Genomic DNA, 12875 nt, shown 5'->3' with positions numbered 1-12875 from the left:
CCGCCCCCCGATATTTATTCCTTGTTCAAAGTTTTTATTATTTCGTTAATAGCATCACACTTAAATTTATAAGCTGACTTGTTAGCAATTAATCTCGCGCTCAAATCCGCAATATAATTTATAACGTGTAAATTATTTTCGCGTAAAGTTGTCCCGGTCTCTACTATATCAACTATGACATCAGAGAGTCCCAGCACCGGCGCAAGTTCAAGAGATCCCCGCAAAGTTATAATATCAATCTCGCGGCCCTGACTTGAATAATAATTCTGCGCTATATTCGGGAATTCAGTAGCGACCCGCAAAATTTTTGACTCATCGTCAATAAAATCATTCTTAGCAGCTACTGCCATGCGGCAAAAACCGGCTTTCAAGTCTTCAAGTTCGTAAACATCCGGGCTGCGTTCCAGTAAAATATCTTTACCGGCACAGCCAATATCGGCCGTCCCTCTCTCGACATAAACGGGCACGTCAAAAGGCTTCACCCAGAAACAACGCATATTTAATTTTTCATTCTCGAATACTAATTTGCGGTTATTGTCAAGAATTCCCGGAAATTCATAGCCTGCACTCTCGAAAAGTTTATAGACTCTCACGCCGAGTCTGCCTTTAGGTAACGCGATATTAATCAATTTATAGTCCCCTCCAGTGCGTCAAGATAAACAGCAAAGCCCATAGCTTGAGAATATTTATATCCCATTGAGTGCAGCAAATTATCATACTGGCCGCCCGATAAAATAATGTCAGGGACTCCCTCAATGAAGCCGCGAAATATAATCCCGTTATAATAATTTAGATTGCTTACTGCTGAGAAGTCTATATTAATTATGTCGGGATAAAATTTTTTGATTTCTGCAAGTTCGTCCGGGACATTTTCGCCCGTCATGAGTTTTATAATTTCGTCGGGAGCGTTTAAATCTCTGAGTCCGTGAATATTTTTTCCTGATATACATTCCATGATTGAGCGTTTATTATGAGTTATAAATTTCGCAATTATTCCAGCGTCCGCAATATCAAGAACATAACGCCGCCCGTTTGATAAAGTTTTTAAACTCTTTACAGCAAGCTCTATGATTTCATGAATATTTTCCGAGTCAAGCGCGCCTATAAATTCAATTCCGACCTGTGATAATTCCCTGAAATTATTTGCGTTTTTCGGGACTCTGTAAATTTTCTCGTCATAAAAAAATTTTTGAGCTTGGCCGGGTAATTCTTTAATGTGCTTAATAATCGAAAGTGTTACATCAGGACGCAGAGCCATTAATTTGCCGTTAATGTCCGTGAACGTTAAAATTTTGCCGGTTGTCAAGAAATCCTTCTTATCAGCGTAAAAATCATACTCTTCAAATCTGCTCATCCTGTAAAATAAATAGCCGTATTGCCCGTAAAGCTGTCTTAATTTCAAAGCTGCTATTTCTTCCGGCCTGAGCTGTAAATTTATATTTTCTAGCAAGTATAAATGCCTCCTAATTAATATATTTTGCGTGAACATGTATAAATATTTTGCCCCGTGAAATTCGCGAGTTCGCATAATAAATTTTTCATACTTGATAATATCATGCTTGTATAAAATTTTTCTCGTTTCGTAAAATCAGCATTATATCTCGCATAATAAATTGTTCGTATTAAAATATTTCTCGCATAATAATAAATTTTTCACACCTGATAATATCATGACTTCATAAAATTTTGCTCCCTCGTGAAAGCCGCAAATTATTCGCAATAATAAATATTTCCTGTAATAACTCACATAGTGAAAAACTTACATGCTATAATTACGTAAAATAAAATCGTTAAGTATAACTACTAAATAAATAATCAGGTCAGGAGGAGCTGAAAAAATTGGCAGATAATAATAATAAAATACCTCGTCGCGTTATTCTTGCACGGCATGGCCAAACCGAATGGAATAAAGAATATCGCTTTCAGGGTCGGACAAATGTTCAGCTCACAGAAGAGGGGAAGAGGCAGGCGCATTCTTTAGCATTAAGACTCGAGTCTTGGCCGCCTGAAGTCATTTACACAAGCCCGTTAGATCGAGCTTTATACACAGCAAACGCAATAGGAGAACGCGTAAATATAAAGCCTATAGTCTTGGCCGAACTTCAGGAAATAAATTTTGCCGGCTGGGAAGGTCAATCAATCGCAGGACTTGAACGGGAACAGCACGAAAAATTTGCGAAATGGCGGGCAGATCCATTTTTCAATCCTCCTGAAGGTGCAGAGACATGGGAACAGATTTATACAAGACTTTCACGAGCTGTAAAAACTTTCTTGGACGGTTCATATAAAAATATAGTCGTCGTATCTCACGGCGGAATAATGCGAGCTTTATATGCTGTATTCACCGGCTTGAATCCTCATAAAGTTTGGAATATGGACGTGTCTAATTGTTCTATAAGCGGTGTAGAAATGCGTAAAGGCCGCCCCTGTCTTGTATTCTCAAATGATGATTTACACGTTAGAGCAGGCGAGTCGGGCGTTAAAATGCCGGTCTGGGAGGGCGTAACAATATGAGCTTAGATCCCGAACACGAGAAAAATTTATGGCAGCTTTGCACACACGGTGATATTGAAGCTCGTGAAGAATTAATCGTAGCTTATAGGCCGCTTGTCTTCTGGATTGCCGGGAAGATTCACGTTACTGATAATGAATTAAAGCAGGATATTATTCAAGAAGGCATGTTAGCTCTTATTCGTGCAGTTGATAAATTTGAGCCCGAACGTGAATTCAAATTCTCGACATATGCATATCACAAGATTCACGGGCAAATTATTAACATGTTGGAACGCAGCGAGAAAAAAGCCCCCCTCCCTGTTCCTGATGAGTGGCTTGTTATGGCCGAAGAAAATAACTCAGACAGTGATAATAATGATGAGTGGCTTGACGTTGCTCAGAGTATCAAGAAACTTGACGGAAAAGAAGCCGAAATTGTTTCAGCTCTATTTTTCGAGGGCAAGAAGCCTAAAGATGTAGCAATTGAGAAAAAATTAGATGTCAGCCATGTTTATAGATTGAGACGTGCAGCAATAGCAAAAATTCGAGGCTGGCTGGGTCTCGCGCAATCATAAAGGAGTGTAATATTTTTTGAGACATGCATTAGTAGATAAGAGAGTCGCGGGAATTGTCCGATGGCTTGAGCGTTTGAAGAGTTCATACAGTCAGGGGGCTATGGAAATCGCCTTAATGGATGCTGAATGCGCCCGTGCAGATTTGGAAGATTTGCGCCAAGACGTTTTTACAAAATGTTCGGGAGTCAAGATAAACCCGTTCGCAAAATTTTTTGAATTATTCCCGCGCGTTGTATTTCTCGCATTATTGATCGTGTTATTCTCGGTTGTGCCTATTTCTAGGGAATTGACTCCGCCTGTATCTCTCATAAATCAAGACTCAAATAAAATAGTTCTCGCCGAGCCTATTATAATAATTCGTGAGAACTCGCAGCATGAAATAATCGAGAAAAAGCCCGCACCAGTTCAGGCAATTAATAAGAAAGCAAGACGACTCGCAAATAAACCCCTTAAGCCTGATGAGTCAGCAATAAAGCCCGCACCGGTGAATCAAGTTCAAGCAATTAATAAAAAAGTTCCATATGATCAAGTTTTCACGTTAATGCAGACGGGAGAACGAGCTTTAAAGGGTAACAAGACAGTTATTATAAATAATAAATAAATTCAAGCGCACTAATAAAATATGAGAAGGGGAGAATCAAATTCAATCATGAGGCAGAAAATTTTAATATTTGTGTTGACGGCTATATTTGCGGCAAGTTTTATCATAGCTGCACACGCTGAAGAAGTCCCGGAAATACAAATTACTTCAGTCGGAGTAACAGGCAACTCTCAAATTACCAGCGAGTATATATTAAATGTCGTCGACTCAAAGCCGGGCAAATTTTTAAGCAGGGATATGATTCAAGCGGATGTACAGGCAATTTATGATCAAGGCTTTTTCTCGTTCGTCGATGTAGATTTGAAACCTGAAGGCGGCGGGGCTGCTGTAATGTTCACTGTGCAGGAAAATCCCATTATTGAATCTATTAATTTCACCGGCAATTCTATTTACACGAGCGAAAAATTAATGGAAGATGTTTTCTCGCAGGTCGGAACAGTTTTTAACAGAACATTTTTCCGCAATGACTTAGACAGGATTCAAGAACGCTATCACAAAGACGGCTTTGTCATGGTAAGAGTCTCAGATGTTCAGATTCAGGGCGGTAATATCTACGTTACAATTTTAGAGCCTAAAGTCGGAGATGTAATTATACAGGGCAATAAACGCACAAAAACTTATGTAATCAGGCGCGAAATCAAGCTGAAAAAGGGCGATATTTTCAATGCTACCAGATTCAGGCATCAATTAAGCAGATTGCAGAGCATGGGATTCTTTGAAGATGTCAACGTAAATTTTGATATTCCCGAAAATGTTGACGATACTGTTGACTTGATTTTGACTGTTAAAGAAAAGCGAACGGCTTCAATCGGGTTAAATGTCGCATACGGATCTGAAAGCGGATTAGCGGGCGGCTTGACTTACAGCGAGACGAATTTAGGCGGGAGGGCTGTAAACTTACAAGTCGGCTTTAACGAGGGCAGAGAAGCAAGTTACTGGCTCACATTATCAAATCCCTATATGGACGCAAAAACTTTCGGATGGAGAATAGGCGCGCGCTATTTAACTTATGATGATAGATATTATTATAAGAAGGCTCAGAGACAATTTGATTTTGACGAGAAAAGCTGGACGGTTTTCGCTGGAATCGGCAAGAAATTTGCAAATGAGAATTGGAGCTGGTTCTTTACTGTCAGACATCAGCACGCAGAATATGATGACATTCATAATGCTGTACCCGGCTATATTGATGACTTGACTATCTGGCAGGGCAATAATCAAACTTTCGAGCTTTTACTCACATGGAATAAATTAGATCAGTACGCTTCATATCCTAAGGGCTTTGTCTGGGAAATAGGCATCGAGCAGGCTGTTGAGGCTTTAGGCGGTGATTTTAGCTATACTAAATATTGGACTCAAGCGAGATTTTATGCTTCACTGAATAAAGTAGCAGCCGGAATAACTGACAACGATTTTAACTGGACTGATGAGAACCCGTTATTATTTGCAGCAAGACTCAGAATAGGCTCATCAACTGAAGACGAATTACCGGCGTTTGCAAGATATTCACTCGGCGGCATGAGTTCTTTACGAGGCTATAATTCACGCTCATTTGAGGGCAGCAAAATGTTTTTAGGCAACTTTGAAATAAGAATGCCCATAAATCAAATGTTATCGCTCGTAGCATTTTATGACATCGGCAACGCTGACGAGTCATTTAACTGGAGTGATTATCATGATGATTACGGGATCGGCGTAAGAGTAAAAACTCCGTTCGGAAATCTTAGAGTTGATTATGCTCACGGTAAAGAGGAAAGCAAGACTTATTTCGGATTCGGCGAAATGTTTTAATGTAATAATAATTTTTGCGCTGATTTTCTCCTTCTCGCTTTATTATTCGAGTCCTTGTCATGCTTTGAGCGTTTCAGGAGTCCCCGCTTGGCTGGAAAGTGCAGTAACTCGGAGTCTTTCGGCTGTATGGTCGGAGATTCCTGACTCGCCCGAAATTGACAGTGAAGGAACTTTAACTCTTGTTGCGTCGCGACTCTTTGCCGGTTACACAGTGAGAGTCAAACTCGTAAATAACTCGCCTGAAGTAAAATTTTCTCCCATTATGAGCCAAATAATTAAGCCCGAAATAAATTTAATTGTCCCTGAATTACGAGAAATGGCCGCGAAATGGTTTCGTGAAGATATTGCAAGCATGGACGCAGAAATTTTTGATCTCGTTAAGGATTTGCCGCAAAATGCCTTTACATGGTCAGACGTGGCTTTGAAAGAGGCAGTCAGCAAAATAATAAATAATAAATTACCCGGCTGGGAGTTCTCGCAGCAAATTTTTTTATCGGAAAACTCAACGCGCATAAATATAACTTTCAGGCCCGGAACTGATATGATCTTAGCAGTAAAACCCGTTTTATATTCGCGGACTATACCGGCAATGTTTCAATCTGATTTAGAAGCAAAATTACTGCCTGAACTCGCGCCGCTGATAGGGATTCCTGTAAAATGGGCAGAACTCCATAAAAGCGACATTGAACGCTCCGCCCGTGAATTCTTAGAAGATAAACACGCAGTTGAAAATCTCAGGGCAAACGTAAATATAAATTTTTCACCCGGCAAAATTTCAGGAATAAATGCAAATGTAGACAGCAAGAGATTCACCTTTCAAATGTGGGTCGCGGCTTATGCAGGAATTGAAGGCAAATATCCCGAAGCAGGAATATTTTTTGGATATAGGCCGGATTTGAACTGGGCAGAAATTTACACGGAATTAATTTTTTCGCTGAATAATTTTGACTTTACACGCAGACTCGGAGCAAGATTTGAATTATTAAATAATTTCTGGGCTGGTGTTGAAGTTCAATGGCCGGAAAATGAATACTTTATCAGAGCGCAGTATATACCCGTAAAAATTCGCCGTCCCTATGGCTGGTGGCGTTGGAGTCCAAATTTAAAGCAGCATGAGGCCGCACTCGGTTATAGACTCGATGAACATGTTTCTATTGAGCTTTATTATAATAACTCTCATGATGATAAATTCGGCCTTAGGGGATTATGGCATTTGTAAAATTTTTTATAGTTTGGAGGAGATTATTATTTTATTATCTGAAATAGCCGCAAAATTAAATGATCCAAAAATTAGCATCGTCGGCAATCCTGAACGCGATATAAAGCGAATCTCAAGCCCTGAAGACTCGGATAAAGACTCGCTCTGTGTGATATGGGACTCTAAGGCAATCGAAAATTTGAGCCCTGATATACCGATCGCCGCAAAAAAAGATTTATTCTCACCTACCCGCAGCGGAATTTCTTGCAAAGATCCACGGGCTTTACTGCCTAAATTATTAGCTTTATTCGAGCCTGCTCACGAAAAATTAACGGGAATTGATTCACGCGCTTATGTTGATTCAAGTGCAAAAATTGCTGGTGATTCATATATTGCCCCGTTTGCTTTTATAGGTGAAAATTGCGTAATCGAGTCAGGCAGCATTATTGAACCTCACGCGGTTTTGCTAAAAAATGTCAGAGTCGGGCAAAATTGCTTGATTCATTCCGGTGCTGTGATAGGCTGCGACGGATTCGGATTTGTCCGTGATAATGACTCAATCGTGAAGATTCCTCAAACCGGCGGAGTCATAATCGGCGACAATGTCGAAATAGGAGCCTGCACAACTATTGACCGGGCCGCAATGAATGACACTGTTATAGGCAGCGGCACAAAAATTGATAATCAAGTTCAAATCGGGCATAACGTGAAAATCGGGCGGAATTGTATAATCTGCTCAATGTCGGGAATCGCCGGAAGTTCTATTATTGATGACAACGTTACAATTTCAGTGCAGGCAGGAATTACGGATCATGTTCATATCGGAGAACGCGTAATTATTGCGGGACGTTCAGGCGTTACAAATGATATTATGCCCGGTTCTATTGTGTCAGGCTTCCCTGCGAGAAATCATAACGAGGCAAAACGCGCGCTAGTTTTAGCAGCAGATTTACCAGCTTTATATAAACGTGTGAGAATGCTGGAGAAAAAATTGCAAAAAAATGACGCTTAACGGGACAATATTATTAAAGGGTGTCGGGCTTCACTCCGGCCAAGATTGCGAGTTAGTAATTTCGCCGTGTGACTCTCCTGAAATTATAATGAGTAATGACATTCACGAGCTGCCGCTAAGAAAATTTAAACTTTCAGGCACTAATCGGGGATCTGATTATATTTTCAGCGATGACTCGAAAATAAAAACTTGCGAGCATGTTTTATCAGGTTTAGCAGGTCTTGGAATCTGGTCAGGAGTGAAACTCACAGTAAGAGGCGGAGAAATGCCGGCGTTGGATGGCTGCTCAAAATTAATCTGTGATGAAATAATGACTCACTCTGATAGATCACGAGAAAATAATATTAATGCTCTTGAGATTTCACAGCCTGTTATTATTTCAAGCGATGACAAGACAAGATTTATAGCGGCCTTCCCCTGTGAGAATTTGCACATAACATATTCAGTTGAGTATAAATATATAGGCGCGCAAATTTTTGATTATGATTATTCGCCGGAAAATTATTTTAACGAGATTGCAAGTTCCCGGACATTCGCATATGAGTCAGATATAAATTTTTTGCGTTCTCATGGAATGGCGTTAGGCGGTTCTCTTGATAATGCAATATTAATATCTGAATCAGGAGTCAAAGCTGCCGGAGGTTTGAGATTTACTAATGAGTTCGTCCGGCACAAAATTTTAGATTTAACAGGGGATTTAGCAGCAATAGGCCGCCCCCTTAAAGCACATATAATCGCAGTGAGAGCAGGCCATGATTTACACCTGAAACTCGCGCAAAAGTTGAGAGGAGAATAATTTTATTTATGCTTGATATACTGGAAATCATGAAAATTTTAAAGCAGCGTTATCCGTTCTTAATGGTAGACAGAATCACAGAATATGATGACATGCATATAACAGGCTATAAGAATGTTACTATTAATGAGCCGTTTTTCCAGGGACACTTTCCCGGAGATCCTACAATGCCGGGAGTCATGATTCTTGAGAGTATGGGACAAGTTGCTTCTGTAATGGTAGGACTCAAGCTCGGTAAAGAAGGACTCGACAAAATCGCATTTCTTGCCGGAATAGATAACGCTAGATTCAGAAAGCCCGTCAAGCCCGGTGATATTCTCGTAACTAAGGCAGAATTACTCAAAGTCCGCAGCGTCTCAGGTAAGGCAAAAGTTACAGGCTATGTAAATGACGAAATCGTAGCAGAGGGCGAATTCTTATTTATGCTGGGCAGTACTCTCACGAAAAAGGAGGCTTAAAAAGTTTTGAGCGTTAAAATACATCCCACGTCAATAGTATCTAGTAAAGCAGAATTAGATGACGGAGTAATTATCGGCCCGTTTTGTTTGATTGATTCACACGTTAAAATCGGCGCGAATACAGAATTAAGGGCATATGTCAGCGTTCATGATTATGTATCAATCGGCGAAAATTGCAGGATTCATGAATATACTGCGCTCGGCGGAGAACCTCAAGATCACGGCTTCAAAGGCGAAATTTCATACTTGAGAATCGGCAATAATAATTTAATCCGCGAAAATGTTACCATGAACCGCGCGACCGGTGAAGGAAATGAGACAGTTGTAGGCGATGATTGTTTTATCATGGACGGCGTTCACTTTGCGCATAATGTCCACGTCGGGAATCATGTTACAGTTGCTAATAAAGTCGGGCTTTCAGGTTTTGTCAGTGTCGGGAGTCATACAGTTTTCGGCGGCATGGCTGGAGTTCATCAATTTGTGAGAATCGGCGATTTTTGCATGATAGGCGGGCTTTATAGAGTCGTTAAAGATATTCCGCATTATACTTTGGCATCGGGCGATCCATTAAGATTAACGGGCTTAAATAAAGTCGGACTTGAGCGTGCAGGCTTTACAAGTGAGACCCGCAAAGAAATCTATAAATTTTACCGCTGGCTTTATCGAAAAGATTCAAGATTTACGGACTCGCTCAATCACGCAATAAAGCATAAATCAGAATATATTCCCGAAATTTGCCATATTATAGAATTCTACGAGGGCACAAAAAGGGGTGTAACATTCTGGGGCGTTTAATGTATAATTCTGATATTCACGTAAAATTATAAAATTTTTTATCACGAACGGAGGCCTATTTTATGCAGGAAAAGAAAATAGTAAATATTCCCTCTTTAATCAGCGATTATTACACGCTCGCCCCGAATCCTGATGATAAGACTCAGCAGGTTTCATTCGGAACTTCAGGACATCGCGGGAGTTCAGCACTTCACAGCTTTAACGAGGCTCATATTATGGCAATTGCCCAGGCCGTTTACGAGCACAGGACAGCCGAGAAAATCCCCGGGCCGTTATACATCGGGGCAGACACTCACGCATTGAGCGAGCCGGCTATGAGAACATGCGTTGAAGTCTTAGCAGCAAACGGAGTAGAAATAATTTTGCAGGAAAATTTTGCACCGACTCCGACTCCTGTTGTATCACGCGCAATTCTCGAACATAACAGGACGCCCGGCAACAAAGAAGCTGACGGAATGGTAATAACTCCTTCACACAATCCGCCCACTGATGGAGGAATCAAATACGACCCGCCGAGCGGAGGCCCAGCAAGCCCGGAAATTACCAGCAAGATTCAAAACAGGGCGAATGAATTAATCAAGTCCGGCGAGTATAAATCAATCAAGAGAATTCCCTTTGAACGCGCTATTAAACTTGAAAATGTTCACTTTATGGATTATGTTATTCCGTATGTTAAGGCACTTGCTGCAGTTGTCGACATGGAAGCAATCGCAAAATCAGGACTCCATATCGGTGCGGATCCCTTAGGAGGTTCGGGGATTTATTACTGGAAGCCAATCGCGGAAATTTACGGGATCCAAAATCTTGAAGTCGTTAACCCGAATTTAGACCCGACATTTTCATTTATGCCCCCCGATCATGACGGCAAAATCAGAATGGACTGTTCATCACCGTTTGCTATGGCGAATCTAATCAAGTTAAAAGATTCATATGATATAGCGTTCGGAAATGATACGGACTATGACAGGCACGGAATAGTAACGCCTCAAGGACTCATGAATCCAAACGCATATTTGGCCGTAGCTGTTCAGCATTTATTCACGAGCCGCACAGGTTGGAAGCCTTATGCAGCAGTCGGCAAAACTGTAGTCTCAAGTTCAATAATTGACCGAGTAACAGAAGGAATCGGCCGCAAATTATGTGAAGTCCCAGTCGGCTTTAAATGGTTCGTTGAGGGCTTGCTTGACGGCTCAATGGGCTTTGGCGGAGAAGAGAGCGCGGGAGCTTCTTTCTTATGTAAGGACGGTTCAGTATGGACGACTGATAAGGACGGCATAATTATGGATTTACTTGCTTGCGAGATCACAGCAGTAACAGGCAAGAATCCCGCCCAGCATTATGACGAAATCAAAGCGAAATACGGCACAAGTTTTTACGCACGAATCGACACACCGGCGACTCCTGAGCAAAAATCAGCACTCGGCAAATTATCACCTGATGATATTAAGGCTGATACACTCGCGGGCGACAAAATTACGGCGAAATTCACGAAAGCACCCGGAAATAATGCATCAATCGGCGGCCTGAAAGTTACGACTAAAAACGGGTGGTTTGCTGCTCGACCTTCAGGAACTGAAAATATTTGCAAATTATACGCAGAAAGTTTTGTGAGCCCTGAACATCTCAAGCAAATTCAACAGGAAGCACAAGCAATTATCGCATAAAATATATTTACACTACCAATCTAAAATATTTATTAATAGCCTTCTGGTGAAAACTGGAGGGCTGTATTTTTTTCTAAAATGTTATAATTATCGCTGCCAGTAAAATTTTATTTAGGAGGGGTTATTGTCATGAGACGCTGTGAATTCCTCTTCATCCTGATAATTTGCGTCATTGTTGGTGTATTCTCGACTCCTGTTAGTTCAATGGGAGCGTCAAGAATGAATGCTGCGGAGTTCGCTATTTTTTGCAAGAAAGCAGCTTTAACGGAAATACGCGAATCTCTTAGTGTCGGCTCGGTCTTGAGTGAACAGGCTTTAATTGTTGCTGCGTTTAATAATCCTGACCTTGAAGTGATAAAACTATTAATGAATACAGCAAAAGAAGCCGGGCTTGACCTTGCGAAATCACCGAAATTTGCCGCGGGAGTCTTGAATTCTGCGATAAGGGGCGGACGGCCTGAAGTGGTAAAAGCTATAATTGCATTCGGAGTTGATGTTAATGCACGTGATAAAACGTTAAGGACTCCGCTTGCTGAGGCGAGATACTGCGGGCTTAGGTCTCAAGATCCTGACAGGCGCGAAATTATAAATATAATACGTTCTGCAGGTGCTAGGCGTTAATATAGATTGTGCTGTCTTCTGTATAAATTGATTGATGGATTGATTGATTTGTGAAGACAGCGTTTTATTTTGCGTTAAAACATTTCTGAATGAGTTTTTGCTTCAGTAAAGATTACTAATTCATCTGGGCCGCTTTTTTCTATCTGATAAACTAGTAATAAATCTCCCTTCACGTGACATTCCCGAAACTCTTTAAGATTCCCGCTTAATTGATGATCTTTCCATTCAGGGGGCAAAGGTTCGTCATTAGCGATTAATAATAACATGGCCTCTTTTAATATATTCAAGTCTTGTTTTCCTGAATGAGATAATTTCTCCCAATCTTTAACAAAACTTTTTGACTTTCTTGAGTCGCGCGGCATGTTAGTGCGTTTACTTGACGGCTGTCTCTTATTCGATTTCGTCATCGTAATCTTCCCACCTGCGGCGTTCCATTTCTTTTTCCTTGAGCCAATTTTCTGCTATTTCCTGAGCTTCTGCAATGGCCCTTAAAGTTTTAGGATTAGTAATGAGTCTTCCCTCGTCATACATTCTGTAAACTTTGAATCCCGGGTTTGACGCTTCAAGACGGCGTAATTTTTCTTCGGGCGATATTGTTTCCGTTAATGTTCCTGTTTCTAATGAGTCTAATACTTTTGCTGCTGACATAATTATTTCTCACTCCTGATTAAATTTTCAAGATAAATTTTATAATTTTATTGTTGAGTCCGCTATAAAAAATTTTTCTTGATTCTCTAGACGGTGTCGTCATAATATATAAAGCCACATAAACATTGCACATATCTGAACTGAAGCTATGAATGACGATGATTTTTTAGCGTAACGGGTTGCAATGCCTCGCCACTGTTTTAATTTCAAAAACGTATTTTCT

Annotated in this window: 15 protein-coding genes; 11 read left to right on the top strand and 4 right to left on the bottom strand. The window is 40.7% G+C overall.

What is annotated here, in order from left to right; translation table 11 throughout:
• Positions 1–14: 14 nt before the first annotated feature.
• Together IJS99_04610 and IJS99_04605 are read right to left on the bottom strand one after the other, a co-directional pair.
• Positions 15–629 (bottom strand): ATP phosphoribosyltransferase, encoded by a 615-nt coding sequence (locus tag IJS99_04610; GenBank protein ID MBQ7561104.1) that lies wholly within the window; start codon positions 627–629, stop codon positions 15–17.
• Entirely contained in the window at positions 626–1450 is an 825-nt protein-coding gene (locus IJS99_04605; GenBank protein MBQ7561103.1) for an ATP phosphoribosyltransferase regulatory subunit, read from the bottom strand. Before IJS99_04605 ends, IJS99_04610 begins: the two co-directional genes overlap by 4 nt.
• A gap of 389 nt (positions 1451–1839) precedes the next feature.
• Here IJS99_04605 and IJS99_04600 point away from each other — a divergent pair, with 389 nt between their 5' ends.
• The 11 genes from IJS99_04600 (at position 1840) to IJS99_04550 (ending at position 12004) form a co-directional block, all read left to right on the top strand.
• Entirely contained in the window at positions 1840–2514 is a 675-nt protein-coding gene (locus IJS99_04600) for a histidine phosphatase family protein (protein MBQ7561102.1), read from the top strand.
• Positions 2511–3068 carry a sigma-70 family RNA polymerase sigma factor gene (locus IJS99_04595; protein ID MBQ7561101.1) on the top strand — a complete coding sequence of 186 codons (558 nt, stop codon included), beginning with the start codon at positions 2511–2513 and terminating at the stop codon, positions 3066–3068. Before IJS99_04600 ends, IJS99_04595 begins: the two co-directional genes overlap by 4 nt.
• Before the next feature lie 16 nt (positions 3069–3084).
• A complete protein-coding gene (locus IJS99_04590; GenBank protein MBQ7561100.1) occupies positions 3085–3669 on the top strand; it encodes a hypothetical protein in 585 nt (194 codons plus the stop codon).
• 48 nt (positions 3670–3717) lie between these two features.
• Positions 3718–5460 (top strand): BamA/TamA family outer membrane protein, encoded by a 1743-nt coding sequence (locus IJS99_04585; protein MBQ7561099.1) that lies wholly within the window; start codon positions 3718–3720, stop codon positions 5458–5460.
• Positions 5405–6679, top strand: a complete 1275-nt coding sequence (locus IJS99_04580; protein MBQ7561098.1) for a hypothetical protein — start codon at positions 5405–5407, stop codon at positions 6677–6679. Before IJS99_04585 ends, IJS99_04580 begins: the two co-directional genes overlap by 56 nt.
• Entirely contained in the window at positions 6600–7670 is a 1071-nt protein-coding gene (lpxD, locus tag IJS99_04575) for a UDP-3-O-(3-hydroxymyristoyl)glucosamine N-acyltransferase (GenBank protein ID MBQ7561097.1), read from the top strand. The genes IJS99_04580 and lpxD overlap by 80 nt, the downstream gene beginning before the upstream one ends.
• On the top strand, positions 7660–8466 hold the full coding sequence (locus IJS99_04570; protein MBQ7561096.1) for a UDP-3-O-acyl-N-acetylglucosamine deacetylase: 807 nt from the start codon (positions 7660–7662) through the stop codon (positions 8464–8466). The genes lpxD and IJS99_04570 overlap by 11 nt, the downstream gene beginning before the upstream one ends.
• A gap of 8 nt (positions 8467–8474) precedes the next feature.
• Entirely contained in the window at positions 8475–8924 is a 450-nt protein-coding gene (gene fabZ / locus IJS99_04565; GenBank protein ID MBQ7561095.1) for a 3-hydroxyacyl-ACP dehydratase FabZ, read from the top strand.
• Positions 8925–8930: 6 nt separating this feature from the next.
• Complete coding sequence (gene lpxA / locus IJS99_04560) at positions 8931–9719, top strand: acyl-ACP--UDP-N-acetylglucosamine O-acyltransferase (GenBank protein ID MBQ7561094.1); 789 nt, start codon at positions 8931–8933, stop codon at positions 9717–9719.
• 62 nt (positions 9720–9781) lie between these two features.
• Positions 9782–11383 carry a phosphoglucomutase (alpha-D-glucose-1,6-bisphosphate-dependent) gene (pgm, locus tag IJS99_04555; protein ID MBQ7561093.1) on the top strand — a complete coding sequence of 534 codons (1602 nt, stop codon included), beginning with the start codon at positions 9782–9784 and terminating at the stop codon, positions 11381–11383.
• A 129-nt stretch (positions 11384–11512) separates the two neighbouring features.
• Positions 11513–12004, top strand: coding sequence for a hypothetical protein (locus tag IJS99_04550; GenBank protein ID MBQ7561092.1), 492 nt, complete (start codon positions 11513–11515; stop codon positions 12002–12004).
• A 74-nt stretch (positions 12005–12078) separates the two neighbouring features.
• Here the strand turns inward: IJS99_04550 and IJS99_04545 are convergent, their stop codons facing one another.
• Both IJS99_04545 and IJS99_04540 read right to left on the bottom strand, forming a co-directional pair.
• Complete coding sequence (locus IJS99_04545) at positions 12079–12366, bottom strand: type II toxin-antitoxin system YafQ family toxin (protein ID MBQ7561091.1); 288 nt, start codon at positions 12364–12366, stop codon at positions 12079–12081.
• Positions 12367–12394: 28 nt separating this feature from the next.
• The gene (locus IJS99_04540; protein ID MBQ7561090.1) at positions 12395–12652 is read right to left on the bottom strand and encodes a hypothetical protein; all 258 of its coding nucleotides are present in this window, start codon (positions 12650–12652) and stop codon (positions 12395–12397) included.
• Positions 12653–12875: the final 223 nt, after the last annotated feature.

Source organism: Synergistaceae bacterium (genome assembly GCA_017444345.1).
Taxonomy (GTDB): domain Bacteria; phylum Synergistota; class Synergistia; order Synergistales; family Aminobacteriaceae; genus JAFUXM01.
This window is presented reverse-complemented; position numbering and strand designations above follow the sequence as displayed.

Coding starts and splice junctions, on each gene's coding strand:
- pgm (MBQ7561093.1), top strand. CDS start 9,782: ATGCAGGAAAAGAAAATAGTAAATATTCCCTCTTTAATCAGCGATTAT.
- IJS99_04580 (MBQ7561098.1), top strand. CDS start 5,405: ATGCTCACGGTAAAGAGGAAAGCAAGACTTATTTCGGATTCGGCGAAA.
- IJS99_04545 (MBQ7561091.1), bottom strand. CDS start 12,366: ATGCCGCGCGACTCAAGAAAGTCAAAAAGTTTTGTTAAAGATTGGGAG.
- fabZ (MBQ7561095.1), top strand. CDS start 8,475: ATGCTTGATATACTGGAAATCATGAAAATTTTAAAGCAGCGTTATCCG.
- lpxD (MBQ7561097.1), top strand. CDS start 6,600: ATGAACATGTTTCTATTGAGCTTTATTATAATAACTCTCATGATGATA.
- IJS99_04540 (MBQ7561090.1), bottom strand. CDS start 12,652: ATGTCAGCAGCAAAAGTATTAGACTCATTAGAAACAGGAACATTAACG.
- IJS99_04550 (MBQ7561092.1), top strand. CDS start 11,513: ATGAGACGCTGTGAATTCCTCTTCATCCTGATAATTTGCGTCATTGTT.
- IJS99_04585 (MBQ7561099.1), top strand. CDS start 3,718: ATGAGGCAGAAAATTTTAATATTTGTGTTGACGGCTATATTTGCGGCA.
- IJS99_04595 (MBQ7561101.1), top strand. CDS start 2,511: ATGAGCTTAGATCCCGAACACGAGAAAAATTTATGGCAGCTTTGCACA.
- IJS99_04570 (MBQ7561096.1), top strand. CDS start 7,660: ATGACGCTTAACGGGACAATATTATTAAAGGGTGTCGGGCTTCACTCC.